Raw genomic sequence first — 26,057 nt, 5'->3', positions numbered from 1 at the left:
CGCCAAACCCACGAGCCGGCCGTCGCCGCCGGCAGCGCAGGCACGACGTGGGGCGCGGACAGGGCCGACCTGGTGGTGCCGACGACCGGAACCACCACGTCGGCCCTGCCGCACCGGGGCGGCCCGTGCGCAGGATCAGCCAGGGCCGTACCGGCGGTTGAAGAGGGTGACGTCGCCCTCGACCAGGTCGGAGAGGCAGGTGGCGTTGTCGGGGCAGGCGTAGACCTGCACCCACACGGTGGCGCGACCGCTCACGAACCTCTCCGGAGCCCTCGCCTCGGCCGCCCACCGTCTGACCGTCCCGTCACAGGTGGGCGCGTCCAGACCGAAGATGTCGGAGACGGTGCGCCCGCCGACCCGCTGGAGCAGTTCGCCTTCCACCCGGGTGTAGTGGGTGGCGCGACACGTCACGGTGCCGGAGAGCCGGGCGAACCCGGTACGCGGATCGACCCAGCCGCTCGGGTCGAGGGTGACGCCGAGCACCGCCGGCCCGTCCAGCTCGAAGGTGAAGTCACCGCCCGGGGGCGACCAGGGAAAGGCGCTCACCATCAGGTGGTACGTCGTCCCGGCCTCGGCGGACCAGGCGCCCCGGTTGGAGCCGCAGACGACCGGCGTCAGGGCGCCACGGGTGCCGGTGAAGACGCTCAGGAAGGCGCCGTACGGCTGCGCCGTGCCGGTGGCCACGTAGAGGCCGCTCCGGGTCGGGGTGAACCGGTACCAGACGGAGGAGACGACGCCGTTCGCACACGGCTCCGGGTCGTCCGCCGCCGTTGTCGCCTCCGCACTGGAAACGGTGTCGGTGAACGGTAGGGCCCCGCTGACCGGGATCGCGTTGTCGAAGTCGTCGTTGTCGGGCGGCGCCGCCAGCGCGGTGCCCGGCCAGCTGAGCAGCGTGACGGCGACGACGGCGGCGACAACTGTCGTTCGTTTCATGAAGGACCTCGTCTCTCTGCGCTTCCGCCTTGCTGGGTTGCTCGGACAGCGATGCCTCCTTGGACCGGTGCACTCGACGACCGCCCCGTTCCGGCGACCGACTTCGCAGCCGTACCGGGCGGTGCCGGTCGTTGGGCACGGCCGACGGATCCGGCCCGGACCGTTGGCGCGGCCGCCGGGCACCCGCCGCCGGACGATGGCGCGCTGTGCGCCGTGAGCAGGGCGACCGGTGCACGGCGGTACCCGCAATTTTCCCGGCGGGGTCGGCTCGCGCCATCCTGCGTACCAGGGTCGGTCAAGCGGGTACGACTGCGAGGAACTCCGGCCCTCCAGCCGGGTCGCGACGCCGGGGGAGAGGACCGCGTCTCCGCGCGGCCCCCTCCCTCGGCGCGTCCTTCCACGGGTTCCCGATGGAGCCCGCCTCCACGGCGGGCAGCACGCCGCCGTCGGATACCTGCGGATCGGGCGCACGCCCGTGCGTCCCGCCCTTTCCCGTTCGTCAGTCGGCCAGCGTGCGGAGGGCCCGCGCCAGGCTGGGGATCATCACCGCCGCAGGGACGAGGTGTAGCCCGAGGAGGGCGGCGGTGGTGGCGGTGTTCGCCCCGGCGAGGAAGGGCGGAACCATCGAGATCGCGGTCAGCGACACCGCCGTCCAGACGAATCGCTCGGCGGGGCGAGCACTCCACCGCAGCAGAGCGGCGGCAATGCCGATGCCCACCACCGAGAAGAAGCCGGTCACCACGGCGAACCCGGAGAGCGGGATCGTCTCGCCACCCTCGGGGATCTCGAAGTCGACGCCAGCGGCCCCGGCGAGCGCGGCGGCGAGGGTGGTGGCCACCACCGCCGCGAGCGTGGCAACGAGGCCGGTGACGGCGAGCCTGCGGAGTCGGTGCGTGTGGCTGACCCGGCCCGATGCCGGGGCTGTGACGACGCGGGTGTCATCCATGCTGTTCATGTCGTTCCTCCATCATCCGGTAGGTGGCGTACGGGGTGTGTCGACTGGCATGTGGCGGTCCTGTCCCTGGGGGTGACGACGCACAACCTCGCCGTGCGAGGGCCGGGGTTGCGCAGGGCGCGGACGCCGGTGCCGCGGAGCCAGAACCCGGCGTCCGGTCCGAGGACCGGCCCGGGCTCGCCGTCGCGCAGCTCCAGTTGCACCCGTCCGCAGATGACGACGACGAAGGCGTCGTCCCACTGCGCCGCGACCACCGGGACACGCGCGCCGCCGCGCAGCGCGAGCGTCCACACCGCGACTACTCCGTGCCGTCCGCCGGCAGGCGCTCCGGCAGCCCGAGCCGCGGGAACTGGTCGTCGTGGAAGGTGATGATCTCGGTGATCGCCCCGCCGGTGACGCGCAGGACGTCGATCGTCAGCGGCAGGTACGCGCCATCCCGCTCCCGCCAGTGGTAGAAGGCGACGGCCGGCTGCCGGTTCACCGAGGTGGGGACGGCGCGCAGACCCGTCATGCCCTCGAAGCCGTCCTCGACCCAGTTGTTCAGCACCGCGTCGCGGCCGACGTACAGGCCCGGGGTGGGTGGCATCGAGCAGCGGACGTCCTCGCGCAGCATCGCGGCGAGCCGGCCGATGTCCGTGGCCACGCTGGCCTCGGTGAAGCGGCGTACCAGCTCGCGGGTGCCGGCGTCCTCCTCGCCGCCGGCCCAGTCCTGCCGCTCGGCGGGCAGGTGCTCCCGCATGCCGGCGCGGGCCCGCTGCAAGGCGCTGTTCACGGAGTTGACGGAGTCCCCGAGGAGCTCCGCGACGTCCTTCGCCGGCCAGCCGAGCACGTCCCGCAGGATCAGCACGGCCCGTGGGCGGGGCGCGAGGTGCTGGACCGCCACCAGGTACGCCAGTTCGATCGTCTCGCGCGCGACGGCAAGGGTCTCCGGCTCGTCCGCGTCGGCCGCGGGCAGCTCGTCGAGCAGCCGGTCCGGGTAGGGCTGTAGCCACAGCACCTCGCCGCCGGTCGCCGGCTCCGGGCGGCACTTGGCGAGCAGGTCCAGGCAGGCGTTGGTGGCGATCCGGTACAGCCAGGCCCGGAACGTCGACCGCCCCTCGAAGGTCTCCCGCCGCCGCCAGGCGCGCAGGAACGTCTCCTGCACAGTGTCCTCGGCGTCCTCGAACGACCCGAGCATCCGATAGCAGTGCACGTGCAGCTCCCGCCGGTGCCGCTCCGCCAGCCCCGCGAACGCCGGTTCGTCGATCTCGCCCAGCCCGCTCACGCCCAGCTCCTCCAGCCGCGTGTCCGCACTCATCACGTCATCCTTCCGCTTGTCGTGTCCCGTCGTAGGTGTGACGGGTACGGGCCCGACAACTCATCACTCGGGCTGGCACGCGCGCTGAGCGACATCCTTGCTATATATATCGTGAGGCGATATATATAGTGCATGGATATCAGCGAACAGACGTTCCTGATCCTCTCCGCCCTCGCCGACCAGCCCCGTCACGGCTACGCCGTCGTGACGGAGGTCGACGAGATGACCGGCGGCAGGATCCGGTTACGGGCTGGCACCCTCTACGGGGCCCTCGACCGCCTGGTCACCAAGGGGCTCATCGCCCCCGACCACGACGAGGTGGAGAAGGGCCGGCTACGCCGCTTCTACAGACTGACCGAAGCGGGGGCGGAGGCCCTCCGCGCCGAGAGCCGGCGGATGGCCAGCGCGGTCCGGCTCGCCGAGGAACGCCTCAACAAGCGGGCCGCCCGCAACGCCCCGAACCTCGGGACCATCGGATGAACCCGAACATGAGCCCTCTGGAACGACGATATCGACGGCTGCTGCGCCTGCTGCCGGCCACGCACCGCGCCGCCCGTGGCGAGGAACTGCTCGGGCTGCTGCTGGACCTCGACCACGGCCGCCAACACCCGAGCCGGCACGAGACCCTGAACCTCATCGCCCTGGCCATCCGGCTGCGCCTCACCACGCCCGTCACCGCCGCCGCCCTCGGCACCGGACTCAGCGCCCTGCTCGTCGCCGCCGGCACCCAGCCCGCCGGTGACACCCTGGACCTGTTCACCGGTGCCGTCCTCGCCACCGACATGCCGGCCGTCATCTCCAGCTGGCCGGAGATAGTCGCTATCGGCCTGCTGCCCCTCGCACCGCTGATCGCCTGGCTGTGCGGCGCGACCCGGACCGCCCTCACCCTGCAGGCAATCTTCCTGACGGCCACCGTCGGTTGGTTCGTCATCGGCCTGCTCGGCGGGGCCGGCATGGGCATCAACCCCGGCCAACAGCTCTTTGCGCACGCCGTACCGGTCCTGATCCTCGTCCTGCTCGTGATCGCCGACCGCGAGCGGTGGAGAGTACCCCGGCCGCGCCTGTTCTGGTGGGCCCTCGTCCCGCTCGGGATCCTCGCCTGGAAAGGCACCGGAGAATGGGGACGCCACGGCGTGTACGTTCCCGAGGCCGTCCCGACGATCCTCGGCATCCTCGCCGCCGCAGCCATCGCCGCGGCAGCCGCGGTGGCAGTCCGCCGCCACCGCCCCGCCGTCATCATCGGCGTCGGGCTCACCGGCTTCGTCGCCGGATGGCTCATTCCCGACCCGGTGCTCTCCAACACGGCGATGCAGCACTTCAACCGCCAGCCGCTACCACTGGCCATCCTCATCACCGTGATCGCCGCCACCGTGGCCGGCCTCAGCCACCTCGTCCGTCGCCACAACCCCGAGGTGCGGTCGCTGTCACCCGACGATCCCGTGACGGGCTGAACGCCAGCTCCGGATCAGACGAGCGCCGACCGCAGCCTTCCGACCCGGCGGATCGCGTTGAGGAGCTGGACGACGGCCCGCCACCGCCCACCGCGAACGAGCTGACCCGGGCTCGGCGCCACCCCGCCCTGCACGCCGATCCCGGTGGCGGGCCGGCGACGACCCGGGCGCACCAGGGTTCACATCCCGAGGCGCGGGCCGATCCGTTCGTCCAGGACCCGCCACAGCAGCCGCGAGTAGGCGGCCGGCATGTGGTTGCCGTCCCGGAGTGTGACGACGTTGCCGATCAGGGCCGGGCAGACCGACGCCGTGCAGAACCACGGCGTCGGGTCGATGACGGTGACTCCGCGCTGCGTCGCGGCGGCTGCGATCATCGCGCGTCGTCGCGGCTCCAGTTGCGCGTCCCGTACCGGTGCGTGGCAGCGGCGCGCGTCGGTCAGGTGCCGGGCGAGGCAGTCCAGAACCGTCGCCGGCAACCAGGGTGTGTCGTTGATCAGCACAACCTCGCCGGCATGGGATCCGAGCTCCTCCAGGGTGCGGATCCAGCCGTCGGTCCAGACCTGGTCCCGGTCGATGAAGGAGTCGACCGGTTCGCCGAAGGTGAAGTCGGTGGAGGAGGTGACCACCAGCGCCGGCCGCAGGTCGGCGATCCACTCCAGCATGTTCCGGCGCCACTCGACACACTCGTCGAACGGACGGTCGATGGAGTCGAGACGGAACCGTACCGAGGCCGCGCTGCAGAATCCCTTGACCATCACCACGAGGCGCCACCCGCGGGCTTGCGCGATCTCGTCCAGGGCGGGGAACCAGCTTCCCGCGTGCGAGTCGCCGAAGAGTACGACGGTCTGCCGCGCCGCCGGGTCGCCGTAGACACACGGGCGCGCCGGTGCGGTGTCGGTGATCTTCAGTACGACGCAGCCGTCCCGGAACACCGTGGGGGTGTCCGCGGTGACGTCGGGCAGGGCGGGGGAGAGGTTGGCTGGTACCGCGGTGGCCTCGGCGCTGGCGGCGACCAGCCGGACGAGTTCCTCCTCGGCGGAGCTGGCGGACGACAGCGTCGCCGCGGTGTCGACCGGTGCCCCTGGCCCCACCACCGTCGGTCGCAGCAGCAGCATCGGTAGCGCCACGGCGAGGACGAGCCCGGACGACGCCACGGCGAGCCCCAGCGTCCGCCGAGGCTTGGACTCCAGTCGGGGAAGGCGGCGGATCGGGTTCTCGACGAGGGCGTAGGTGATGGCGGCGGCGGCCAGGGCGGCGGCGGCGAGTCCGAGGTTCTGCCCGAGCGAGCCGGCGCCGCCGATGATGGCCGGCCCGAGGATCAGGAAGGGCCAGTGCCAGAGGTACCACGAGTACGAGAGTCGTCCGATCCACTGGAGCACCCCCGTCGAGAGGAGCCCGGCGGCTCCTCCGGCCGGCGCCGAGCAGCCTCCGGCGATCACCAGCGCCACACCGGTCACCGGCAGCAGCGCCGCGTACCCGGGGAACTGGGTCGAGGCATCGAAGAGCAGCGCGGCTGCCGCGACGGCCGCCAGCCCCGCCCAGGTCATGACGGCGGCGACCCGGCCGGGAATTCCGGCCAGGGTGCCAGCGGTGAGGGCGACGAGGGCGCCGACCGCGAGTTCCCAGGCTCGGGCCGGGGTGACGAAGTACGCGTAACCAGGTGAGTGGATCGTGAGCCAGGCCCCGAAGGCGAAGGAGAGTACGGCGACCGTGCCGACACCGATCAGCAGCGGCAGGCCGTTGTCGGGGCGACCGGTACCCCGACCGCGGTTGCCCCGCCGGCCGAGGCGCCAGGCGAAGAGCGCGATGAGCAGGAGCGGCCAGACGAGATAGAACTGTTCCTCCACCGCCAGCGACCAGAAGTGCTCCAGGGGCGACTCCCGCCGCATCGCGTCGAGATAGTCCACGTTGTTCATGGCGAGGAGGAAGTTGAGGCTGTAGGTGGCGCTCGCGGCCGCCTGTTTGGCGATCCACTGCGTCTGGAGCGGCAGCCACAGCCAGGACGCGACCAGTGTGACGAGGAGGGTGAGCACGGCGGCGGGCAGCAGCCGCCGGGCGCGCCGGGCGTAGAAGGCCGGGAGGGAGATGGAGCCGCTGGTGGCGAACTCGCGTAGCAACACGGTGGTGACGACGAAACCGGAGATGACGTAGAAGACGTCGACGCCGACGTAGCCGCCACCGAGGAGGGGTACCCGGGCGTGGTAGAGCACGACGAGCAGTACCGCGACCGCCCGCAGCCCCTCGATGTCCCGCCGGAATCCGCCGTTGCGACTCGGGTGCCCGGCGGGCGGGCGAGTCGCGGCGGCCGGCAGAGCGGCATGAACCGCCACGGCGCCCTCCAAACCCTCAAGATCTGGATAGTTCTACCATCCGGAATGGGGCGAACGGGCCTTTACGGAACAATCCGCCGGATTTCTTCCAGAGCGACGTCATGGCAGTAGCGGCGGCGGCCCATGGACCACCCCGGAGCCAAGCTGAGGTGATCACGAGACGCTCGGCTCCCAGAGCAGCATCTGGCGGTGCTGGCTGAAGCCGTTGCGCAGGTAGAAGTCGACCGCGCGGCGTCCGGAGTGGACAGTCACGTGCAGCAGCCCCCGCGTACGGGCCTCGGTCAGGATCGCGGCCATCAGCGCGACGCCGACGCCGCGGTTGCGGTACTCCGCACGTACCTCGACCGACTGGATGTCGCCGTACCACCGCTCCGGCGACTCGTTGCTCGGCACCCGTTCCGCGACGAGGAGCCAGGCCGCGCCGACCACGTACCCGTCGATCTCCGCGACGAACGGCAGGTGCGTCTCCGCGTGGGCGGCAACCCATTCGGCGTACCCGCCGAGCCTGTCCCCGTCGATGCCGCGCAGTTCCGCGAGCACCGCCACGTCCGCCACGCTGGCCCTCCGTACGATCACCCGGCGGAGCCTAGGCGAGCCCGGCACCGGCGACCCGCCCGCCCCCGGGGACTCCATGCCCTGCCCGGAAAGGCGGCGAGGCGACGATTTGGATATTGCCAGAAGTCGATGTACGGTGGGAACGCTCCCAGATCGCGTCCTCCACTCCACTTGCTCGAGGAGCTGAAACATGTCGCGACGGCGTCGTCGCCCGGCCGTGCTGGCCGGGTTGCTCGTTCTGGCCCTCTATGCGTTCCTGTTGCCGCCGGCGTCGGCGGCCAGCACCGCCACGGCCGGCGCACCCCACACCCGCGCGGTGCCACTCACCGAGCTGACCGTGGTGTCCGAACAGGTGGCCTCCGGTCTGCAACGTCCGATCGCGCTCACCGGGCTGCCGGACGGCCGGTTGCTGATCGCGGAGAAGAACGGCACCGTCCGTGCCTACCACCCCGACACCGGCTTGGCGGCTGAGCCGGTGCTCGACCTGACCGCCCGGATCGACACCTCGGACAACGAGCGCGGCCTCCTCGGCATCACGCCCGCGCCGAACTTCGCGCGGACCGGGATCCTCTACGTCGCCTACACGAGCCTGCCGGCCGGCGCGCTGACCCTGGCGCGAGTGCCCATCGGCGCTCCTGAGCGGGTGCAGGTGCTGCTCACCCAGGAGCACGCCGAGTACGGCAACCACAACGGCGGACAGGTCGCGTTCGGCCGCGAAGGCTACCTCTACTGGTCCCTCGGCGACGGCGGCCACGCGAACGACCCGTTCAAGTCCGGTCAGGACCTCGGCACCCTGCTCGGCAAGATCGTACGGATCGACGTCAACCGCACCTGCGGCGCGAAGCCCTACTGCGTACCCTCCGACAACCCGTTCGTCCGCACCCGGGGCGCGCGGCCGGAGATCTGGGTCTACGGGCTGCGCAACCCGTGGCGGTTCTCCGTCGACCCGGTCGACAACTCGCTGTGGATCGGTGACGTCGGCCAGGGCCTGATCGAGGAGGTCAACCACATCCGCCCGTCGCAGCGTGGGGCGAACCTCGGCTGGTCCTGCCGGGAGGGCACCCCGGTCTTCGACCCGGAGCAATGCCGGCCGGGCGTGCGGTACACCGACCCGGTCTTCGAGTACGAGCACTTCATGACGGAGAGCTGCTCGGTGACCGGCGGCGTGGTGTACCGGGGGTCCGCCACCCCGGAGGCATGGGGCACCTACATCGCGAGCGACTACTGCTCGACCCTCGCGTTCGCCGTGCGCGCCAAACCCACGGGCGGCTACGAGTCCGCCACGATCGGCAACTTCCCGATCCAGCCGACCGCGATCGACGTCGACGTGCACGGCGAGATCTACGTGCTCAGTGACCTGCCGGGATGGCTGAGCCGGGTGCGGTTCGAGCGGGTCCAGCCGGCCTCTGGCGGCGGGGCGGCGAACCGCTGAACTCCGGGGTGATCCCTCGGCATCCGCAAGACCCCACGGGGACGGCCGCGTTCGGGCGGCCGTCCCCGGCTCACTTCGACCAGCCCTCGGGTGCGTTTCCTCCTGGTGAAATGCCACCGCGCGGCGGCCCGCCGCTCGTGGAGGCGGTGCGGGCGTGCAGCGCACGCCGGCCAGTGAGGCCGAGCTGGTGCCGAACTCTTGGCTGCTGGCGACAGCGATGGTGACGACCATCGCTGCGCAATGCGGGGCCAGGGACTGGAAAGGGGTACGGCGCGTGGAAATATAGTCGACGTAGGTCGATCAACTGAACGGGGGATCACCGTGACGACACAGTTGTCCAAGGCCATCGCCGTACCGGGTCCGGCCGGACATCCGCTCCTCGGCATGCTGCCGGCGCTCCGCCACGACCTGCTGGGATCGATCCTGGACGGCTTCCACACGTACGGCGACGTGGTGGCCTACCACGTCGGACTGCCTCGGGGGCCACGTGCCGTCAGCGTCGACGTGGTGAACGTGCACCACCCCGACGGCATCCGTCAGGTCCTCACCACGCCTCAGGTCTTCAGCCGCCGCGCGAGCGCGTACGAAATCCTTCGGGAGTTCATCGGTGAGGGACTGCTGACCAGCGACGGAGACCGTTGGCTGCGACAGCGGCGGACGCTGCAACCGCTCTTCACGCCGCGCCGGGTGGCCCGCTACACCGAGCTGATGGCCGACGAGGCGGCCCGCGTCGTCGACGACATGGCGGTCACCACGGGATCCGTCGTGGACCTGTACCAGGTCATGCAGCGTTACACGATGCGGGTGGTCGGCCGGGCACTGTTCGGCGACGACATCGACGAGGTCGTCCCCCGTCTCCAGGAGCTCATGCCCATTCTGGGCGACCTCGCGCTGGCGCGCGCCCTACAGGTTGTCAAGCTGCCGCTGAGCTGGCCGACTCCGCGATCCCGCCGGATCACGCAGGTACGTGCGACCCAGTACGAGATCATCGACCGCATCATCGCCGCCCGCCAGCGAATGGGCGGCGAGGAGAACGAGGATCTGCTCAGCCGGTTGTCCGCGGCCGAGGATCCGGAGACCGGGCAGGCGCTGTCCATGGAGGAGATCCGGGATCAGATGCTCGTGTTCCTGCTCGCCGGGCATGAGACGACCTCGGCCGGGCTGGCCTTCACCATGCACCTGCTGGGTCAGCATCCCGAGGTGCAGGAACGGGTCGTGGCCGGGATCGGCACGGGCGACGAGGAACTGGTGCGAGCTGCGGCCATGGAAGGCATGCGGCTGTACCCACCGGTGTACAGCATGGAGCGGATGGCCGAGTCTGACGTGGTTGTCTCCGGTTACCGAATTCCGGCCAATACCAAGGTGGTGGTTGCGCCCTGGGTCACGCACCGGCATCCGGAATTCTGGCCCGACCCGGAGCGCTTCGAGCCCGACCGGTTCCTCGGGCAGCAGGAGCGGCCGCGCTACGCCTACTTTCCCTTCGGTGGCGGGCCGCGCAGTTGCATCGGGGAACACTTCGCGCTGCTGGAGATGACCGTACTGCTGAGCGCGTTGCTCGCCCGTTACCGTGTGGACACCCGCGACGAGCGGCTGGAGGTCGTACCGATGGTCACTCTGCGTCCGGCTGGCGCGGTCCGGGCCACGCTGACGGTCCGGTGAACTGATGCCCTGGCTGATCCGGACAGGATCAGCCAGGGCACCGGGTTCGGCCCGGCGTCCGGCTGCCGCTAGCTGACTCGGGTCCCGTCACCCGTCGCGACGGGCATCGGCTCAATGGCAGGCGAAGCGGTAGCCACTGCGGCGGGCTGAGGGCCGGCGGCAGGTTTCCGGGATCTGGCGAACCGGCGCATCATCGGCCGTTCCACTCCGATGTGAAGCAACGATGCAAAGCCGAGCGTCGCCAGGTAGGCGCCGACCATCACGGCCAGCGCAGCGGCGACACCGAAGCCGTTCGGAGACATGTTCGCGGCACCGTACAACACCAGGATGTGAATGAGGTAGAAGGCGAAGGACGTGTCGCCCAGCCAGCCGGCGACCCGCCCGCGCAGCGGTGAGCGGTGCCCCTCGACGTCCGCCCGCGCCGCGGCAGCCACCAGCAACGCGAGCGGGATGACCATCGCCGCGACCACCGAGTAGAGCAGCGGCACGACCTCGGAAACGCCGTAGAAGGCCAGCGTGACAAGTGCGGCGGCGGGCAGGCTCAGCCTGAACCACAGCCCCCGCATGACGAGCTGGGCGATGACGATCCCGAGGACGAAGTCCAGCATCCGCATCAACGGGAACTGTTGTACGAACCAGAACTGCGGAAATGCCGCGTCCGCGTAGGTGTACGTCGGCTCGTCCGGAAGGAACGTCGTGGAGACGGCGGGTGCGACAAGCATCGCGGCGACAATGCCACCCGCGATCGACCAGAGCCAGGCAGCGGAGAGCCTTCGGATGCCGGCCAGCAGCCACGGGAACGATGCGTAGAAGAAGATCTCACAGCTCAGCGACCAGCTCGGCGGATTGACTCCGTTGAAGATGAACTCATTCGGAATCCAGCTCTGCACCAGCGCGACGTTCGCCAGCGTCGGCCACAGCGGCGCGCCCCCTTGTACCAGCACCAGAAGAACGATGAACACGGCACAGACGACCAGGTGGTTCGGCAGGATCCGGGCGGCCCGGCGGCGCCAGAACCGGCGATTCGGCTCGTGGTCGGGAGCCGACCAGGTCAGGACGAAACCGCTGAGGATGAAGAAGAAGCCGAGCGCGGCAGATCCGGTACGGCTGAGAACGGCGTACCACCAGTCGTCGACCCGCTCGTCGGCGAAGAAGCCGAACAACGTCGTGTGGGAGAAGAAGACCGTTACCGCGGCGATCCCCCGCAACCCGTTGAGCGTCGGCAGCTGCCGGGCCATACGTCCCGCCTGCTGTGTCATCCGCGGCCACCCTCCGTTGTTTCGGACATCTCCTGTCTGCGTACCGGCCGGCGCGTCCGGAACGCCTCCTCCGCGATGTCGGCCGCGCGTCGCACGCCGTCCAACTCCGCGATCCGGCGTTTGTGGTGCTGCGCTTTCGCGTGGTAGGCAGGGCCGTCGCTCACCTTGTCGATGGCCGCCCGCAGCCGCGCCGGACTCACCTTGTGCACCGGGATGAACTCGCCCGCGCCAGCTTGTGCTCCCGCTCGTCGTGTAGTGGCGTATTGCCGTCGAGCAGCCGGGAGCCCGTCCGCGACGTGCCCCTCGAAGGGAATGGAGTACGGGTAGGGCTTGGCTGCGCGAGCCTCCTGGCTCTCGGTGTGTGACTGGCAGCGACCGGAGATATCCACTGTCACCACGGTTCGCGAAACCCCTCTCATCTGGTGCCTCGGGTGCATCGGGCCGTTCTGAGGACCTGCTGCTCCAGTGGTCGGCAAACCGCTGTAGGCAGTGGCGCACCGGGGATCGAGATCGGCCAGCACGTATCCGCCGTGCGGAGGGAGGTAGGCGGTCGTCTCTCCCACCCGCTGGTTCCGCCCGCTCGCAGGCTGAGCCAGCACAGGACGCCGCGGCTCGACTCGGTGAACCGCAGCGCGAGGGCGTTCCTCGTCCCCGGCGCAGTGGTGGCGGCTTGGTCGCAGATGACGGCCGGAGGTGCTATTGATGCGACTGGGCCGGCCGCCTCGCCCGACGAGCGACGGCAGCGACGCGGCTCCCGACCTTGGACACGCCGCCAGCGGTCTTGCTGGCGTCGCCGTCCGACCATTTTGGAGGTGAGGAGGCAAGTCCAGGCCACTGCGGCCAGAGGGTCGGTTCAAGGTCGACGCACACCGGCCGACATCAGCCAATAGGCTCGTGAAGATCGGCGCTAGTCTTGCCGGCTTGTTCGGTAGCGCTCCTCGGGAACCAGGGTAAGAACCCAGGGATGCGGCGCTATGGCAGCGCAGGAAGAGTAACGTTGCGGTGGCAGCGCATAGATCATTGGTCCCCCGATCCGCTGTCTACATCCACCAGCGGCGATCGCTTGACGATCTCTCTGGAGCAGGATGCTACGCCGGATCCGCAGCGCGAGTCCAGTCCACTTTGTTACCGCGACACCTCCCGGCCACTGCGCCCGTGCTGCCCTCCAGGTAGCTTGCGCCAGGTGGCAAGCGAGAGGGTGAGATCAAGCGAATCTCAGTCCGTTGGACAAGATCAACGAATAGTCGGTACTGAAAGCGGTCCCGCACCGGGGGCGCCGCCTACCCCCACTGATGGCGCTCCTCGCCGTTACCTCCTGGCTGGTCTCGTCTGGCTGCGGCGTCTGCGGCCGGATCATGGACTCTCACCGGGTCCACGGCCGACCCGGCTACCGCTGCCGCCACGGACACACGAGCACCCGCACCAGGACCTCTCCCAACCGAAGATCCTCCGAGGGTGATCGATACCGTAACCCCACGCGAGACGGCCCCAGAAACGAAATCATCGTAAAGTCGCGGATCGGCCGCAGGACCGTAGCGTAGCGTTGCGTCACGAGCCCCTCCCTGCCGGTCGATCGCCGCGAGTTCTGTGTTCCACTCGTGAGATGTCCCTGCACGAGCTGCGCGACCTGCTGGAACGGCATGTACGTCCCGATCTGACCACTGCGATCGACGGCGTCCGGATCTGCAAGATCGACCCCGGCGCTTCTCCGGTGACTTCGATGTCGGGCGCCGTTCTGGCGATCATCGCCCAGGGCGGCAAGCGCCTCGCGCTGGCGGACCGAATGTACGAGTACGGCGTCGGTCAGTACCTCGTCGCCTCGGTCGATCTCCCGGTGACGGGGCACGTTGTCGACGCGGGCCCGGGTCACCCCGCACTCGGTTTCGGGATGACCCTGGAACCTGCCGCCGTCGCGGAGCTGCTGCTGGAGGTCGGGCCGGGGGATCTGCCGGGTTCCCCCGGTACCGCACGGCCGGGAATCGCGGTCAGTGACGCCCCGGACGAGTTGCTCGACGCCGTCGTGCGGCTGCTGCGCCTGCTCGACCAGCCCCGGGATCGGAAGGCGCTCGTCCCGCTGTTCAAGCGCGAGATCCTCTGGCGGTTGATGACCGGGGAACAGGGTGACCTCGTCCGTCAGCTCGGCCTCGTGGACAGCGGCCTCAGCCACATCACGCGGGCGGTGCGGTGGATCCGGGAGAACTACGCCCGGCCGTTCCGTGTCGAGGAACTGGCCCACCTCTCGGGGATGAGTGTCTCCGCCTTCCACCGGAACTTCCACGCGGTGACGGCGATGAGCCCGATCCAGTACCAGAAACACATCCGCCTGCAGTCGGCGAGATTGCTGCTGGCGAACAACCCCCACGACATCACCGGCGTGGGCAGTCGCGTCGGATACGACAATCCGTCCCAGTTCAGCCGCGAGTATCGGCGCCTGTTCGGTGTTCCGCCCAGCATCGACGCGGCACGCATTCGCGGTGGAGCCGGCCCCGCCGCCGGTGCGCCGGCGTTGCCGTGAAATCGCCGGCGCGAAGAGGATCGTGCAACTATCCGAGACGATTCTGCTAGCACGGAGTTTGCGGCCTTGTTTTGCTGGAATTACGACCGGAACGGACACAGGATTCCGGACCAGTGCTGGCAGAACAGGAGGCAAGGGATGAAGGTCGGCAGACACTCAGCCCCCACCAGGGGAGAAGCATGAATCACCACACCCTGGGCCGGACCGAAAACGACGGGGGCGAGGTGCCCCTCGACGACGAACGGCCGATGAGACCGTGACCGTGGATGACGCCGTCGCGCGAGCCCTCGCCATCGGACCGGACTCCTCCCCGGCTGAGCGCACCATCGACATCACCACGCTGGGCGCCCGCACCGGCATTCCGCGCCGCATCGAGATCTGGTTTCACCGCGTCGACGGTCGCTGGTACCTCAGCGGCATGCCCGGACCCCGCAGTTGGTACGCGAACGTGCGCGCCAACCCGCGGTTCATGGTGCATCTCAAGCACGGGGTCAAAGCCGACCTGCCCGCGACCGCGGTGCCTGTCGACGAGCCGACCCGACGGCGAGTGATCAGCGCGATCCTCGACCTCCAGAACCGGCCCGAGATCGCCGCGCGGGTCGCCCGGCGCCAGGAGTTCGACGACTGGTTCGCGCGTAGCCCGCTGGTCGAGATCGTGTTCGACGACGAGGAGCTGCGGACGGCGTCCTCAGCGCGGTCCGGATAGTCCGGGCCTCAAGACATCGGTCGCGTCTTCTGGTCGGGTTCCCGGCCTCGGCGCGTCAGGCTCTTTCCCGCCGCGCCGTTCGCCGGCGCCGGCCACTCAACACACGCCCTCACGGGAGACAGAACCATGAGATACCGCTCACTGGGCCGGACCGGAATCCAGGTCAGCCCCTATGCCCTCGGCACCATGATGTTCGGTGCTCTGGGAAACCCCGACCACGACGACTCGATCCGGATCATCCACCGGGCGCTGGACGCGGGAATCAACTTCGTCGACACCGCCGACGTGTACTCCCAGGGCGAGTCCGAGGAGATCGTCGGCAAGGCACTCAAGGGCCGCCGCGACGGCGTCGTGCTCGCCAGCAAGGTGCACTACCCGATGGGCGAGGACCCGAATCACCGGGGCAACTCACGGCGCTGGATCATGACCGCGGTCGAGAACTCCCTGCGCCGCCTGCAGACCGACTACCTCGACCTCTACCAGATCCACCGCCCTGACCCGACGGTCGACATCGAAGAGACGTTGTCGGCGCTGTCTGACCTGATCCGCAGCGGCAAGGTGCGCGCGATCGGCACGTCGACCTTCCCGGCCTCGGAGATCGTCGAGGCGCAGTGGGTCGCGGAGCGGCGCGGCCTGGAGCGCTTCCACGCCGAGCAGCCGCCGTACTCCATCGTCAACCGGAGCATCGAACGCGAGGTCCTGCCGATCGCTCAGCGCTACGGGATGGGCACCTTGGTGTGGAGCCCGCTTGGCCAGGGGCTGCTCACCGGCCGACACCGCAAGGGCAAGCAGACCGACACCCACCGGGCCGGCCATACGCCGCAGTACTTCAGCGACGAGCGGAAGCTCGAGGTGGTCGAACAACTCATTCCGCTCACCGAGAAGGCCGGCCTGCCGATGGCCCACCTCGCGATGGCGTTCGCGATCGCCCACCCGGGCGTGACCTCGGCGATCCTCGGCCCACGAACCATGGAACAGCTCGACGACCTGCTCGCCGGTGCCGACGTCACCCTGGACGACGAGATCCTGGACCGGATCGACGAGATTGCCCCGCCCGGTACCGACGCCGGCCCCAACCAGGCGGCCTACACACCGCCGGCCGTCTCGAACGTGAACCTGCGCCGCCGGCCGATCGCCGAGCGTTCCGCGGCCTGAGACGACCGCTTCGGTTGCGCCGGGAGCATCGACTGGCTGTCAATGTCGGAGCGAGAGATCCTGCCGCCGAGCGGCGCATGGTGACCCGTGCGCCGAGTGATCGATTAGACGGCCGCGCCGTGGGGGATGGGGCGCTCGTTGCGTGCGCGGTGCCGGTAGCGCAGGGGCGATTCTCCGGTCTCTCGTTTGAATGCGGTGCTGAATGCGGCCTCAGAGGCGTAGCCCAGGTCGACCGCGAGGGAACCGACGCGCACGTCGGCGCCGCGCAGAGCCCGCTGGGCCAGGAGCATCCGGTAGCGGCTGAGATAGGTCAGCGGCGGGACGCCGGCCACCGTCCGGAAATGCCGGGCGAACGAGGAGCGTGACATCGCGGCGGCGCGCGCCAGGTCCTCCAGGCCCCACGGCTTTCCGGGCTCGGAGTGCATGAGTTCGAGGGCGGGGCGCAGCCGTTCGTCGGTCAGCACCCGGAGCCATCCGGGCGGTACCTCGGCCTGGTCGAGGTAGGCGCGGAGGGCTGAGAGTACGAGGAGCTGGGCGTATTGCCGGATTGCGAACGCGGAGCCGGTGCGGTTGCCGGCGATCTCGTCGAACAGTTGGTCCAGGAGTCCACGCATGCTGGTCGCGGCCGACGCCCGGACGTGTCCCACCGGCGGCATTGTCCGCAGTAGCAACTCGCGGCCGGCCGGGTTGATGTCCACGGCGGTGCCGATGACGATGTCGTCGGTGCTGCGGTCGGCCTCGGTAAGGCCGGTGAAGTTCTCCTCGGGCCCGATCGGCCGGCGTGGTCCGGTGCCGGTGCCGCCCTCCTGTTGCAGCCATGACCGGTTGGTGAGGATGGCAACGTCGCCCGGCGCGAGTTCGATCGGCTCGTCGATGCCGTCGGTGAGCAGCCGGCCGTGGCCGGACACCATGGCGATGAGCTTCAGCGAGTCCACGCAGGGCGACCGCGCCACCCACGGGCCACGCGCCGCGAACCCGCCGGCCACGACACCTCGGATCTCGACGAGGTCGAACACCTCGGACAGCTGGTCGTTGCGCATCCTGACACTCTCGCGAAACAAATGTGGACTGGCAAGTATTCAGCGTCCAGCCACGGTTTCGCAGACTGGAACCACGCCGCGTTGGCAGACCGAGGAGTTGGTTCGAATGTCACATCAGTTCGTGGACGGATCCCGGACGATTGTCATCACCGGCGGAAGCAGCGGCATCGGCTTCGCAGCCGCCACCGCGATCCTGAGGTCGGAGAATGGGCCGTGGCACGTGGTGCTGCCGGTCCGGGACGCGGTCCGGGGCCAGGTCGCCGTCGAGACGCTGAGCGCCGGCGCCGCAGCGGGCAACACGGTCGAGGCGATGGCGATGGATCTGTCGGCGCTCGCCTCGGTCCGGACGTTCGCCACCGAGCTGACCGCCCGCGTGGAGTCGGGCAGGATCCCTCGGGTGCACGCTCTGGTGTGCAACGCCGGCGTACAGATGGGAACCCGCCTGACCCTGACCGCCGACGGCTTCGAAACCGCCTTCGGCGTCAACCACCTGGGCCACTTCGTGCTGGTCAACGAGCTGCTGCCGGTGCTGCGGGCGCCCGCACGCGTTGTCGTGGTCTCTAGCGGCACCCACGACCCGGCCGCGCTGAAGGTCGGCCCGGCCCCCGCGTGGAGCAACGCGGAAGCCCTGGCCCACGGCATCCTCGCGCCGTCGGCCGCCGGCGACAACGCGCTCATCGCCGGTCAGCGCCGCTACAGCACCTCCAAACTGGCAAACATCTACTTCACCTACGCCCTGGCCCGTCGCCTGCCTGACGGCGTCACCGCCAACGCCTTCGACCCCGGCATGGTCCTGGGCACGAGTCTGGGACGTTCGCTGCCCGCCCCGGTGCGGTTCGTCTCCCGGCACGTCCTGCCCCACCTGACGTGGCTAATTCGCCGGGCGGTGACGCCGCACATCTACTCCGCGTCGAAGTCGGGCAGCGCGCTCGCCTGGCTCGCGACCGCGCCGGAGCTGGCCGGTACCACGGGTCGGTACTTCGCCGGGCGCACGGCCATCCGCTCGTCGGACGAGTCCTACGACACCGTGCGCGCGGACGACCTGTGGAACGACAGCCTCTCGCTGACCGGCGTTCGAGCCTGACCGACTCGCGACATCGCGGCCCAGAACTGTGAAAGGAACACCATCATGAGTGAATCGAGTTGTCCGGCCGACTCCGTCGGCGGGGCGGCCGGGATGTCGCGGCGTACGGTGCTGTCCGCCGGGATGGGCCTGGTCACGGTCGGTGGCGTAGCTGCGGTCGGCGCCGATGCGGCCGAGGCGACGGTAGGCACCGATCGGGTCAGCGCCGGTCATCCCGGCGGGCACGGTCGGATCATCTCCGTCAGCCCGGTAACGCTGCCGGCGCCCGGCCGTGCCGCGCCTCTGGAGGTACGGGTCTCCGCCCCGGTGACCGGACGCAACCTGCCGGTCATCCTCTTCGCCCACGGCCACGGTCAGGTGAACTTCCTCAACTCGTACCTCGGCTACGGTCCGATCGTCGACTACTTCTCCTCGCACGGCTTCGTGGTGATCCAGCCCACTCACCTGGACGCGATGGCGCTCGGCCTGCGTGAAGCCGACGACCCAGACGCGCCCCTGTACGCGCGGGCGCGGGCCGAGGACATGTCGCGCATCCTGGATCAGCTCGACGTGATCGAGAAGGCCGTGCCGCAGCTTGCCGGCCGCCTGGACCGGGACAAGGTCGCCGTGGTGGGCCACTCGTTGGGCGGGCACACGGCCGCCCTGCTGCTGGGCATGCAGTTCGACGATCCGTCTCGGGGCGGCCGGAAGGTGAGCCTCGCCGACCGCCGGATCAGAACGGGTGTGATGATCGCCCCGCCCGGCCGCGGCGGCGACGCGCTGCACGACCGGGTGGCCGAGCTCTACCCCGCCCTGAACGCCCCAGATTTCTCCACGATGCGGACGCCCGCGCTCGTCGTCGCAGGCGACAAGGACCTCTCCACCACCTTCACCGACCTGGGCCCGCGCTGGCGGATGGACGCGTACTTCCTCTCCCCGGGTCCCAAGTCGCTGCTCACCGTGTTCGACGGGGAGCATCAACTCGGTGGAATCTGCGGATACGACTCCGTCCTGACCACGGACGAGAACCCGCAGCGGGTCGCCGCGATCAGCCGGCTGACCTCTGCCTACCTGCGCACCGCGTTCGATCGCCGGGATCCGGCCTGGCAGCAGGCGCGTGACGCGCTGACGACCGGAGCCAACCCGATCGGACGGGTCGACTCCAGGTAAGCCCAGTGATCCGAGCCAGTTCGTGAGGCGGCGGGTGGTGAGGCGGGTGACAGGCAGGCATGGACAGGAACGGCGCGAACGTCCGGGGTCAGCAGGCCACCGGGAGACCTGGCCACTCCGTCGACATGAGGGTCGGTCACAAGAGTTTGTCCCGGGTGAACGGGACATCCCGGAGGCGGAGGCCGGTGGCGTGGTAGATCGCGTTGCCGATCGCCGCGGGCACCCCTGTTCCGGGTGTCTCACCAAAGCCGCGTGCGCCAAGGGATGGTCTGTGGTTGTCGTCCGCGCGATCGACGAACAGGGCTTCCACCGACGGGACATCGGCGCAGACCGGGACCAGATAGGCGGACAGGTTGGGGTTGACGACCCGGGCCGTGTGAGGATCCACCACCGTGTGCTCCATCAGCGCGAAGCCCAGGCCCCATGTCACGCCGCCGATCACCTGTCCGCGCGCGGTCCGGCGGTTGAGCACCCGCCCTACGTCGTAGGCGGCCACGACGCGGCTCACCCGCAACGCGCCGATCCGTGGGCGTATCCGGACCTCCACGAACACTGCTCCAGACGTGTGTCCGGGTACGTTCCGCCTTTCGCCCTGTACCTCGAGCACGCTGCCACGGCGACGCATGATGCCACGGAAGGTGTCACGGCGACGGCGGTCGCCCCGGGCGTACAGCCGACCGTCCTCCACGACCACCTCCTCGGCCGGCACGCCATACAGATCGGAATGGGGGTCGGCGACGGCGAGACGTACCACGGTGTCTCGCGCGGTCCTCGCCGCCTGATCCACCGGACCGACCACGCTCGGCATCGTGGACGAACCCGCCGAGATCGACGCACGGGGAAACTCGGTGTCGCCGAGCAGCGTCGTGACGTGGCCGAGCGGTACGCCGAGCCCATCGGCAGCGACCTGAGTCAGCACGGTGTAGGTGCCGGTGCCGATCTCCTGGCTCGCGGTCCGCAGGGTCGCCCGCCCGTCCAGCCCGACGGTGAGCGAGGCGAAGGACTCGATCGAGTTGAAGCTGTGGAACTCGGTAGCCATGCCCCAGCCCACGTACTCGTCGCCAAGCCTCATCGACCCCGGCCGGGGATCGCGCCGCTCCCAGCCGAACGCCTCGGCCCCCATCCGGTAGCACTCCAGCAGGTGGTCGCTCGGGTCGGTCGTGGTGTGGTTGCGTACCCGCACCTCCACGGGGTCGATGCCGACCTCGTAGCTGAGCTCGTCCAAGGCGGTCTCAAGAGCGAAGTGAGCAGTCGTCTCGGGTGAGCGCATGTAGCTGGACGTGTGCAGATCCAGCTTGACGCCCATCTGCCGTACGTGGACGTTCGGGCAGGTGTAAAGGTTGATCGTGGAGTCACTGGAGTTGTAGACCCCGTTCTCGGTACGGCTCAACTGCTGCGTCGAGGTGTCGACGATCGCGGTCAGGACACCCTGCCGGGTCGCGCCGACCTGCAGCCGGCGACTGAACTCGGAACGGTGGCCGTTCGAGGTGTACATCTGCGCCCGGGACAGCACCAGCTTTACCGGGCGTCCGACGAGCCTCGCCGCCTCCGCGGTGAGCAGGGTGTGGGGATAGACGGGCCCCTTGGCGCCGAAGCCTCCGCCGAGGTAGGGCGAGACCACCCGGACCTTGGTCAGATCGGTGATGCCGAACGCTTGAGACACGATCATGCGGGTGAAGACGACGCCCTGTGCGCTCTCGTAGAGAGTCAGCTCGTCGTCCTTCCAGACGGCGGTGGTGGTGTGGGGCTCGATCGGATTGTGATGCTGCATCGGGCTGCTGTAGGACCCCTCGATCCGGACCGGCGCCTGCCCGAGGGCTGCCTCGGCGTCACCGCGGACGTACTCGTTCTCCCTTTCACGGAACGCGGGCGGCAGGAACGCTTCGTCCATCGCGTCTGCCAGCCGTACGACGGCCTCCTCGGCGCGGTAGCGCACGCGCACGAGATTGGCGGCCTCCTGTGCCTGCTCCAGCGTTTCGGCCACCACGTAAGCGACCGGCTGCCCGTTGTGGTGGATGCGGGCATCCTGCATCGGCACGAAGCCCTTGGTGTACGGGAATGCCGGCACCGTGAACCTCCGCATGTCGCGGTGGGTGTAGACCGCCACGACTCCGGGGTGGGCCAGCGCCGCACGGGTGTCGATCTCGAGGATCTCCCCCCGGGCGATCGTGCTCATCACCATGAACCCGTGCAGCGCGTCGGTCAACTCGTTGTCCGCGGCGTAACGGGCCGCGCCGGTGACCTTCACCCGGCCGTCCACCCGCTCCACGCCCTGACCGACCAGCTCGGTCATCGCATGCCTCCGAGATCGCTGAGGACGCTCGCCAGCGCCCGCTGAACGAGTTGGACCTTGAACCTGTTGTCCTCGTACGGCCTGGCCTCCCGGACGAGGGCCCGGCCCGCGTTGTCGATCGCCGCCTCGGTGAGCGGACGGCCTTGTAGCGCGGCCTCGACGCGCGGATCCCGCCACGGACGCGTGCCTATCCCGCCGAACGCCAGTCGCACGTCCTGCACGACACCGCCTCGCAACTGGAGCGCGGCCGCCACGGACACCACAGCGAACTCGAAGGTCGCCCGGTCGCGCAGCTTCAGGTAGCGCGAGTGGGTGGCCAGGGATGTGCGTGGGACGTCCACCCCGGTGATGAGGTCTTCGCTGCGCATCACCGTCTCCTTCGCCGGGGTCGACCCGGGCAGGAGGTAGAAGTCGGAAATGGGGACGGCCCGGGCTCCGTCAGGGCCGAGCAGACGCACCCACGCGTCCAGCGCCGTCAGCGCCACCGCCAGATCGGAGGGATGCGTAGCGATGCAGTGGTCACTGCAACCGAGAATCGCATGCCCGCGGCTGTACCCGTTGATCGCCGGGCAGCCACTGCCGGGAGTACGCTTGTTGCACGGTGAGGCCGGGTCACGGAAGTACCCGCACCTGGTGCGTTGCAGCAGGTTCCCGCCGATCGTGGCCATGTTGCGTACCTGTGGCGAAGCCGAGGCCAGCAGCGCCTCCGACACCACCGGGAACGCCCGCCTCAGCCCGGAATGCTCGGCGACCTCCCGCATCCGGGCCAGGCCGCCAACGCGCAGCCACCGGGAGTCGAGAGCGATCCGGTTGATGCCCAGCTGGCTCACATCCACCAGGTGGTCGTGAACCTCCGCTCCGTCCCGCATCAGGTTGAGCAGGTCGGTGCCGCCGGCGATGAACGTCGAGTTCGGTGTTCTGGCGGCGATCCGTACCGCGTCGGCCGGATCTTCCGCGACCGTGTACCCGAATGCCCTCACCGCCCGATCTCCTCTGCTGCGTCGGCGACAGCCGCGACGATGTTCTGGTAAGCCGCGCACCGGCACAGGTTTCCGCTCATCCACTCCCGGATCTCGGCCTCGGAACCTGTGTGGCCTTCGTCGATACAGGCCACGGCGGACATGATTTGACCGGGAGTGCACGCACCGCACTGGAACGCGTCGTGACGGATGAATGCCTCCTGTACCGGGTGCAGGTCATCGCCTCGCGCCAGTCCTTCCACGGTGGTGACCTCGGCGCCCTGCGTCATGACCGCCAGGGTCAGGCAGGATTTGATCCGCGCACCGCCCAACAGCACCGTGCAGGCGCCGCACTCGCCCCGGTCACAGCCCTTTTTCGTGCCGGTCATGTGGAGGCGTTCGCGCAGCGCGTCCAGCAGGGTCACCCTCGGCTCCACCGTGACCGCGTGGCGCTGCCCGTTGACCGACAGGGTGATCTCGGCCGCCGCGCCGGCGGCGACGGTGTACGCCCGGGCGGCCGTGGCGTGCGATGTTCCGGCGACAGCCGGACTCGCGACGGGTCCTGCTGTCGCCCCCGCCATACCCGCCGCGGCCGCCGTGACGGACATCAGAAACGTGCGGCGGCTGAGGTCCCCGTTTTCCGGGCCGACGTCCCCGTCTGTCAGGGCTGAGGCATTCTCGTCACTGGAGGTTTCCATGATCTGCCTTTCGTAGCGGGACCGGGCGGACGCCGCCGGAGTTGCCGATCACGAGGTCTGTTGTTCACCACGGCGCTGGGCGACGGCACGGCGACCGTTCCTTTGCAGACCGCCCGTGACGACGGCGAGGCGCTGGTGCCGCCTGAACTGGTCTGTGCTGCGGTCATGCCGTCAACGCTGCGGTGTGGCCGCAGGCGGTAACAGTTGCTCCCGAAGGAGGGGATGACATCCCCTCCTTCGCTCCCGTCGCGACCAGGTTCATCCCGCCGCGTGCGAACCAGCAGCCGTGCCGGGCGTCTGCGGCCGTGTGATCAAGACGTGCTGGTCGCGGGCCAGGCCACCATGCCCGGCAGTCGCCGCCGGTCGAGGGGCGTCGAGACGGCGGATGAACCCCGGCCACAGACGGCGGCCGTAAGCATCGACGAAGACCATCCGGATCGGACCGGGCGGGTTCGCCGGGCTGTGTGATGGCGACCCGCTCGAACTGCTCGAGGCGGCGACCGTGACGATGACGTTGTTGCCTGCCTCGAGGAACCGCCGCGCCAGGGTCATGCCGTCAATCCCGTGGCCCTGCCACAGGTGGTGACAGACGGCGCCGAAGGTGGGGATGACATCCCCCTTGGTCGATGCGTTGCCGCCGGGGGACGCTAGGCCCATGCCGACGACCAGATACGCCGAACTGGGCGCCTTCCTGCGCTCACGCCGCGACCGGGTACGTCCCGCCGACGTGGGGCTGTCGCCGGGACCGCGGCGACGGGTTCCCGGGCTGCGTCGCGACGAGGTCGCGGTGCTGGCCGGTGCCTCGGTGGAGTACTACACAGAGCTCGAGCGCGGCGCCGGCTCCCAACCGTCCGACCAGATGCTCGCCGCGCTCGCCCGCGCGCTGCGGCTCAGCCATGACGAGCGCGTCCACCTCTACCACCTGGCCAACCGCCCAATTCCCGCGCAGGGCGGTACGGCGTCGCACGTGCACCCGGGCATGCTCGACCTGCTGACGCGCATCGGGACGACACCGGCCATGGTGATCACCGACCTGCACGCCGTTCTGGTCCAGAACCCGCTCGCGGTTGCGCTGCTCGGCGACTTGTCGGTGCATCGGGGACGCTCGGCCAGCTTCGTCTACCGCTGGTTCGTCGACGTCGGGTCGAGGCAGGTCTATTCGGAGGAGGACCACGCGCGACAGTCCCGTTCCTTCGTCGCTGACCTGCGCGCAGCGGTCGGGCGCCGCAGTCCCAGCGACGCCGAGGCGACGCACCTGATCGACGAGCTGCTCCAGCGATCATCGGAGTTCTCGGCGCTGTGGGCCGAGCACGACGTGGCGGTCAGGCGGGATGAGCGCAAACGGATCCTGCACCCGACGGTCGGGTTGCTCAACCTCAACTGTCTCAACCTGTTCAGCGAGGACGGCCGGCAGCGGCTGCTCTGGTTCACCCCGGCCGCCGGCACCGACGCCGCCGACAAGCTGGCGCTGCTGACCGTCGTCGGTACGCAGTCGATGGAACCCGACCCGGGGCGGCCGGTCCGATGACGACGTCGAGGAGGAGCAGGCATGTGCGCCCGCTATGGCGCCGCGTCCGCCCGTTCCAGCAGCTCTGCGGTGGCCGCCCACAGGCGCCGCTCCCGGACGCGGTCGAGGGCGACCGGCTGCACGTCCGTCGGCTTCGTCTTCACCACGAACGCGCCGTCGCGCAGGTGCGCCCACTTCTCGTCCACTGCTATCGCGGCCAGCAGTGGCCCCGAGCGCTGCGGCGTCGACACACCCGGAACGCGGCCCAGGGCGCGGCCGATCGCCTGGAACGCTTTGGGAGCGCCGCGGCCAAGCGCGGTACCGGGCATCCAGCCGGGCTCGAACACCGAGACGTTGATTCCGGCGCCAGCGTGGCGTTGCAACTCGTGGGCGTAGTACAGGATCGCCAGCTTCGCGTTGGAGTAGGCGATCCCGGCCTCGGTCATGCCCGGGTTCGTGTCGCCGCCTGCGGGACGGGCGAGTTCGACCGGGTCGGCCCAGCTGGCCTGCGGCACGTGCAGCATCCGGCGCCACACGTTGGCGCTGTAGGTGTTCGACCCGACCAGCACGACCCGGGCCGGGGCGGTGAACGAGTCGAGCAGGTCCCCGATGAGCTGCGCGTGCGCCAGGTAGTTGACGGCGAAGGTCATCTCGTAGCCGTCGGCGGAAACCCGGCGGGTGTCAGCCGACATGACACCGGCGTTGGCGACCAGCGCTCGCAGCGGGCGTACCGTGCCGGAGGCGAGCAGGTCGCGTACGGTGGCCGCGGCGGCGCGGACGTCGGCCAGCCGCGACAGGTCGCAGCCGATCTCGCGGACCCGCACGCCGCGGGCGCGGGCCTCGGCTGCGATCGCGGTCAGGTTCGGCCCGGCGCGGCCGACCAGCAGCAGGTCGGCGCGTCGCTCGGCTAGGGCGAGCGTCGTGTGGCGGCCCAGGTTACGCGTCGGGCCGGTGATCAGTACGGTTCCGGGTTCGGTGGACGTCATGGTCCCAGGTTGCGGGTCCGGCGCGGCGTCAGGCAGTCGTGCGGTTTTCGTAGGACTGCCAGGGCCAGGACAACCTCCTTCGGGCCGCGCAGAC

24 protein-coding genes are annotated in these 26,057 nt (G+C 69.7%); 10 read left to right on the top strand and 14 right to left on the bottom strand.

Going from position 1 to position 26,057, the window contains the following annotated elements; genetic code table 11:
• Window positions 1-135: 135 nt before the first annotated feature.
• From C6W10_RS02615 to C6W10_RS02605, 3 genes are all read right to left on the bottom strand, one after another.
• Window positions 136-933: a hypothetical protein gene (locus C6W10_RS02615; protein ID WP_107256193.1), complete on the bottom strand. Its 798-nt coding sequence runs from the start codon at window positions 931-933 to the stop codon at window positions 136-138.
• Window positions 934-1,432: 499 nt separating this feature from the next.
• Window positions 1,433-1,888, bottom strand: coding sequence for a DUF6069 family protein (locus C6W10_RS37850; protein WP_199853842.1), 456 nt, complete (start codon window positions 1,886-1,888; stop codon window positions 1,433-1,435).
• Window positions 1,889-2,186: 298 nt separating this feature from the next.
• Complete coding sequence (locus C6W10_RS02605) at window positions 2,187-3,188, bottom strand: RNA polymerase subunit sigma-70 (RefSeq protein WP_369937737.1); 1,002 nt, start codon at window positions 3,186-3,188, stop codon at window positions 2,187-2,189.
• A gap of 129 nt (window positions 3,189-3,317) precedes the next feature.
• On the opposite strand from C6W10_RS02605, the gene C6W10_RS02600 reads away from it, so the two are divergent.
• On the top strand, window positions 3,318-3,665 hold the full coding sequence (locus C6W10_RS02600) for a PadR family transcriptional regulator (protein ID WP_107256189.1): 348 nt from the start codon (window positions 3,318-3,320) through the stop codon (window positions 3,663-3,665).
• A gap of 8 nt (window positions 3,666-3,673) precedes the next feature.
• The gene (locus C6W10_RS02595; RefSeq protein WP_159104429.1) at window positions 3,674-4,636 is read left to right on the top strand and encodes a hypothetical protein; all 963 of its coding nucleotides are present in this window, start codon (window positions 3,674-3,676) and stop codon (window positions 4,634-4,636) included.
• A gap of 14 nt (window positions 4,637-4,650) precedes the next feature.
• Here the strand turns inward: C6W10_RS02595 and C6W10_RS37100 are convergent, their stop codons facing one another.
• From C6W10_RS37100 to C6W10_RS02585, 3 genes are all read right to left on the bottom strand, one after another.
• Window positions 4,651-4,809, bottom strand: coding sequence for a hypothetical protein (locus C6W10_RS37100; RefSeq protein WP_159104428.1), 159 nt, complete (start codon window positions 4,807-4,809; stop codon window positions 4,651-4,653).
• 6 nt (window positions 4,810-4,815) lie between these two features.
• Window positions 4,816-6,966, bottom strand: coding sequence for an acyltransferase family protein (locus tag C6W10_RS02590; RefSeq protein WP_159104427.1), 2,151 nt, complete (start codon window positions 6,964-6,966; stop codon window positions 4,816-4,818).
• A gap of 153 nt (window positions 6,967-7,119) precedes the next feature.
• Complete coding sequence (locus C6W10_RS02585) at window positions 7,120-7,542, bottom strand: GNAT family N-acetyltransferase (protein ID WP_234361582.1); 423 nt, start codon at window positions 7,540-7,542, stop codon at window positions 7,120-7,122.
• A gap of 169 nt (window positions 7,543-7,711) precedes the next feature.
• On the opposite strand from C6W10_RS02585, the gene C6W10_RS02580 reads away from it, so the two are divergent.
• Window positions 7,712-8,953, top strand: coding sequence for a sorbosone dehydrogenase family protein (locus tag C6W10_RS02580; protein ID WP_107256181.1), 1,242 nt, complete (start codon window positions 7,712-7,714; stop codon window positions 8,951-8,953).
• 333 nt (window positions 8,954-9,286) lie between these two features.
• The gene (locus tag C6W10_RS02575) at window positions 9,287-10,612 is read left to right on the top strand and encodes a cytochrome P450 (protein ID WP_159104426.1); all 1,326 of its coding nucleotides are present in this window, start codon (window positions 9,287-9,289) and stop codon (window positions 10,610-10,612) included.
• A gap of 68 nt (window positions 10,613-10,680) precedes the next feature.
• Here C6W10_RS02575 and C6W10_RS02570 read toward each other — a convergent pair whose 3' ends face one another.
• Window positions 10,681-11,871 (bottom strand): acyltransferase, encoded by a 1,191-nt coding sequence (locus tag C6W10_RS02570; protein WP_107256178.1) that lies wholly within the window; start codon window positions 11,869-11,871, stop codon window positions 10,681-10,683.
• Window positions 11,868-12,260, bottom strand: a complete 393-nt coding sequence (locus tag C6W10_RS37095) for a hypothetical protein (protein ID WP_159104425.1) — start codon at window positions 12,258-12,260, stop codon at window positions 11,868-11,870. The genes C6W10_RS02570 and C6W10_RS37095 overlap by 4 nt, the downstream gene beginning before the upstream one ends.
• Before the next feature lie 1,214 nt (window positions 12,261-13,474).
• Here C6W10_RS37095 and C6W10_RS02555 point away from each other — a divergent pair.
• From C6W10_RS02555 to C6W10_RS02545, 3 genes are all read left to right on the top strand, one after another.
• Window positions 13,475-14,386: an AraC family transcriptional regulator gene (locus C6W10_RS02555; protein ID WP_107256174.1), complete on the top strand. Its 912-nt coding sequence runs from the start codon at window positions 13,475-13,477 to the stop codon at window positions 14,384-14,386.
• Between the two features lie 256 nt (window positions 14,387-14,642).
• Window positions 14,643-15,092: a nitroreductase/quinone reductase family protein gene (locus tag C6W10_RS02550; RefSeq protein ID WP_199853841.1), complete on the top strand. Its 450-nt coding sequence runs from the start codon at window positions 14,643-14,645 to the stop codon at window positions 15,090-15,092.
• A gap of 126 nt (window positions 15,093-15,218) precedes the next feature.
• Entirely contained in the window at window positions 15,219-16,247 is a 1,029-nt protein-coding gene (locus C6W10_RS02545) for an aldo/keto reductase (protein WP_107256172.1), read from the top strand.
• Between the two features lie 104 nt (window positions 16,248-16,351).
• On the opposite strand, the gene C6W10_RS02540 is transcribed toward C6W10_RS02545, so the two are convergent.
• Window positions 16,352-17,287 (bottom strand): AraC family transcriptional regulator, encoded by a 936-nt coding sequence (locus tag C6W10_RS02540; RefSeq protein WP_107256170.1) that lies wholly within the window; start codon window positions 17,285-17,287, stop codon window positions 16,352-16,354.
• On the opposite strand from C6W10_RS02540, the gene C6W10_RS02535 reads away from it, so the two are divergent.
• Window positions 17,280-18,371: an SDR family NAD(P)-dependent oxidoreductase gene (locus C6W10_RS02535; RefSeq protein WP_199853840.1), complete on the top strand. Its 1,092-nt coding sequence runs from the start codon at window positions 17,280-17,282 to the stop codon at window positions 18,369-18,371. The two genes, C6W10_RS02540 and C6W10_RS02535, sit on opposite strands and share 8 nt — an antisense overlap.
• A gap of 45 nt (window positions 18,372-18,416) precedes the next feature.
• Window positions 18,417-19,520: an alpha/beta hydrolase family protein gene (locus tag C6W10_RS02530; RefSeq protein ID WP_369937728.1), complete on the top strand. Its 1,104-nt coding sequence runs from the start codon at window positions 18,417-18,419 to the stop codon at window positions 19,518-19,520.
• A 136-nt stretch (window positions 19,521-19,656) separates the two neighbouring features.
• On the opposite strand, the gene C6W10_RS02525 is transcribed toward C6W10_RS02530, so the two are convergent.
• The 4 genes from C6W10_RS02525 to C6W10_RS02510 form a co-directional block, all read right to left on the bottom strand.
• Entirely contained in the window at window positions 19,657-21,813 is a 2,157-nt protein-coding gene (locus tag C6W10_RS02525; protein WP_107256166.1) for a xanthine dehydrogenase family protein molybdopterin-binding subunit, read from the bottom strand.
• Complete coding sequence (locus C6W10_RS02520; protein ID WP_107256164.1) at window positions 21,810-22,793, bottom strand: xanthine dehydrogenase family protein subunit M; 984 nt, start codon at window positions 22,791-22,793, stop codon at window positions 21,810-21,812. The genes C6W10_RS02525 and C6W10_RS02520 overlap by 4 nt, the downstream gene beginning before the upstream one ends.
• Window positions 22,790-23,248, bottom strand: coding sequence for a (2Fe-2S)-binding protein (locus tag C6W10_RS02515; RefSeq protein ID WP_234361864.1), 459 nt, complete (start codon window positions 23,246-23,248; stop codon window positions 22,790-22,792). The genes C6W10_RS02520 and C6W10_RS02515 overlap by 4 nt, the downstream gene beginning before the upstream one ends.
• 480 nt (window positions 23,249-23,728) lie before the next feature.
• Window positions 23,729-24,127 carry a hypothetical protein gene (locus C6W10_RS02510; protein WP_107256163.1) on the bottom strand — a complete coding sequence of 133 codons (399 nt, stop codon included), beginning with the start codon at window positions 24,125-24,127 and terminating at the stop codon, window positions 23,729-23,731.
• Here C6W10_RS02510 and C6W10_RS02505 point away from each other — a divergent pair.
• On the top strand, window positions 24,126-24,998 hold the full coding sequence (locus C6W10_RS02505; RefSeq protein WP_107256162.1) for a helix-turn-helix domain-containing protein: 873 nt from the start codon (window positions 24,126-24,128) through the stop codon (window positions 24,996-24,998). The genes C6W10_RS02510 and C6W10_RS02505 overlap by 2 nt on opposite strands.
• Before the next feature lie 32 nt (window positions 24,999-25,030).
• On the opposite strand, the gene C6W10_RS02500 is transcribed toward C6W10_RS02505, so the two are convergent.
• The gene (locus C6W10_RS02500; protein WP_107256161.1) at window positions 25,031-25,963 is read right to left on the bottom strand and encodes an SDR family NAD(P)-dependent oxidoreductase; all 933 of its coding nucleotides are present in this window, start codon (window positions 25,961-25,963) and stop codon (window positions 25,031-25,033) included.
• Window positions 25,964-26,057: the final 94 nt, after the last annotated feature.

Origin of the sequence: Plantactinospora sp. BB1 (assembly GCF_003030385.1) — a bacterium.
Lineage (GTDB): Bacteria > Actinomycetota > Actinomycetes > Mycobacteriales > Micromonosporaceae > Plantactinospora.
The sequence above is the reverse complement of the archived record's forward strand: the minus strand, read 5'-3'. Positions and strand labels throughout refer to the sequence as shown.

Coding starts and splice junctions, on each gene's coding strand:
- C6W10_RS02615 (WP_107256193.1), bottom strand. CDS start 933: ATGAAACGAACGACAGTTGTCGCCGCCGTCGTCGCCGTCACGCTGCTC.
- C6W10_RS37850 (WP_199853842.1), bottom strand. CDS start 1,888: ATGAACAGCATGGATGACACCCGCGTCGTCACAGCCCCGGCATCGGGC.
- C6W10_RS02600 (WP_107256189.1), top strand. CDS start 3,318: ATGGATATCAGCGAACAGACGTTCCTGATCCTCTCCGCCCTCGCCGAC.
- C6W10_RS02595 (WP_159104429.1), top strand. CDS start 3,674: ATGAGCCCTCTGGAACGACGATATCGACGGCTGCTGCGCCTGCTGCCG.
- C6W10_RS02580 (WP_107256181.1), top strand. CDS start 7,712: ATGTCGCGACGGCGTCGTCGCCCGGCCGTGCTGGCCGGGTTGCTCGTT.
- C6W10_RS02570 (WP_107256178.1), bottom strand. CDS start 11,871: ATGACACAGCAGGCGGGACGTATGGCCCGGCAGCTGCCGACGCTCAAC.
- C6W10_RS02555 (WP_107256174.1), top strand. CDS start 13,475: ATGTCCCTGCACGAGCTGCGCGACCTGCTGGAACGGCATGTACGTCCC.
- C6W10_RS02545 (WP_107256172.1), top strand. CDS start 15,219: ATGAGATACCGCTCACTGGGCCGGACCGGAATCCAGGTCAGCCCCTAT.
- C6W10_RS02540 (WP_107256170.1), bottom strand. CDS start 17,287: ATGCGCAACGACCAGCTGTCCGAGGTGTTCGACCTCGTCGAGATCCGA.
- C6W10_RS02530 (WP_369937728.1), top strand. CDS start 18,417: ATGAGTGAATCGAGTTGTCCGGCCGACTCCGTCGGCGGGGCGGCCGGG.
- C6W10_RS02525 (WP_107256166.1), bottom strand. CDS start 21,813: ATGACCGAGCTGGTCGGTCAGGGCGTGGAGCGGGTGGACGGCCGGGTG.
- C6W10_RS02505 (WP_107256162.1), top strand. CDS start 24,126: ATGCCGACGACCAGATACGCCGAACTGGGCGCCTTCCTGCGCTCACGC.
- C6W10_RS02510 (WP_107256163.1), bottom strand. CDS start 24,127: ATGGGCCTAGCGTCCCCCGGCGGCAACGCATCGACCAAGGGGGATGTC.
- C6W10_RS02500 (WP_107256161.1), bottom strand. CDS start 25,963: ATGACGTCCACCGAACCCGGAACCGTACTGATCACCGGCCCGACGCGT.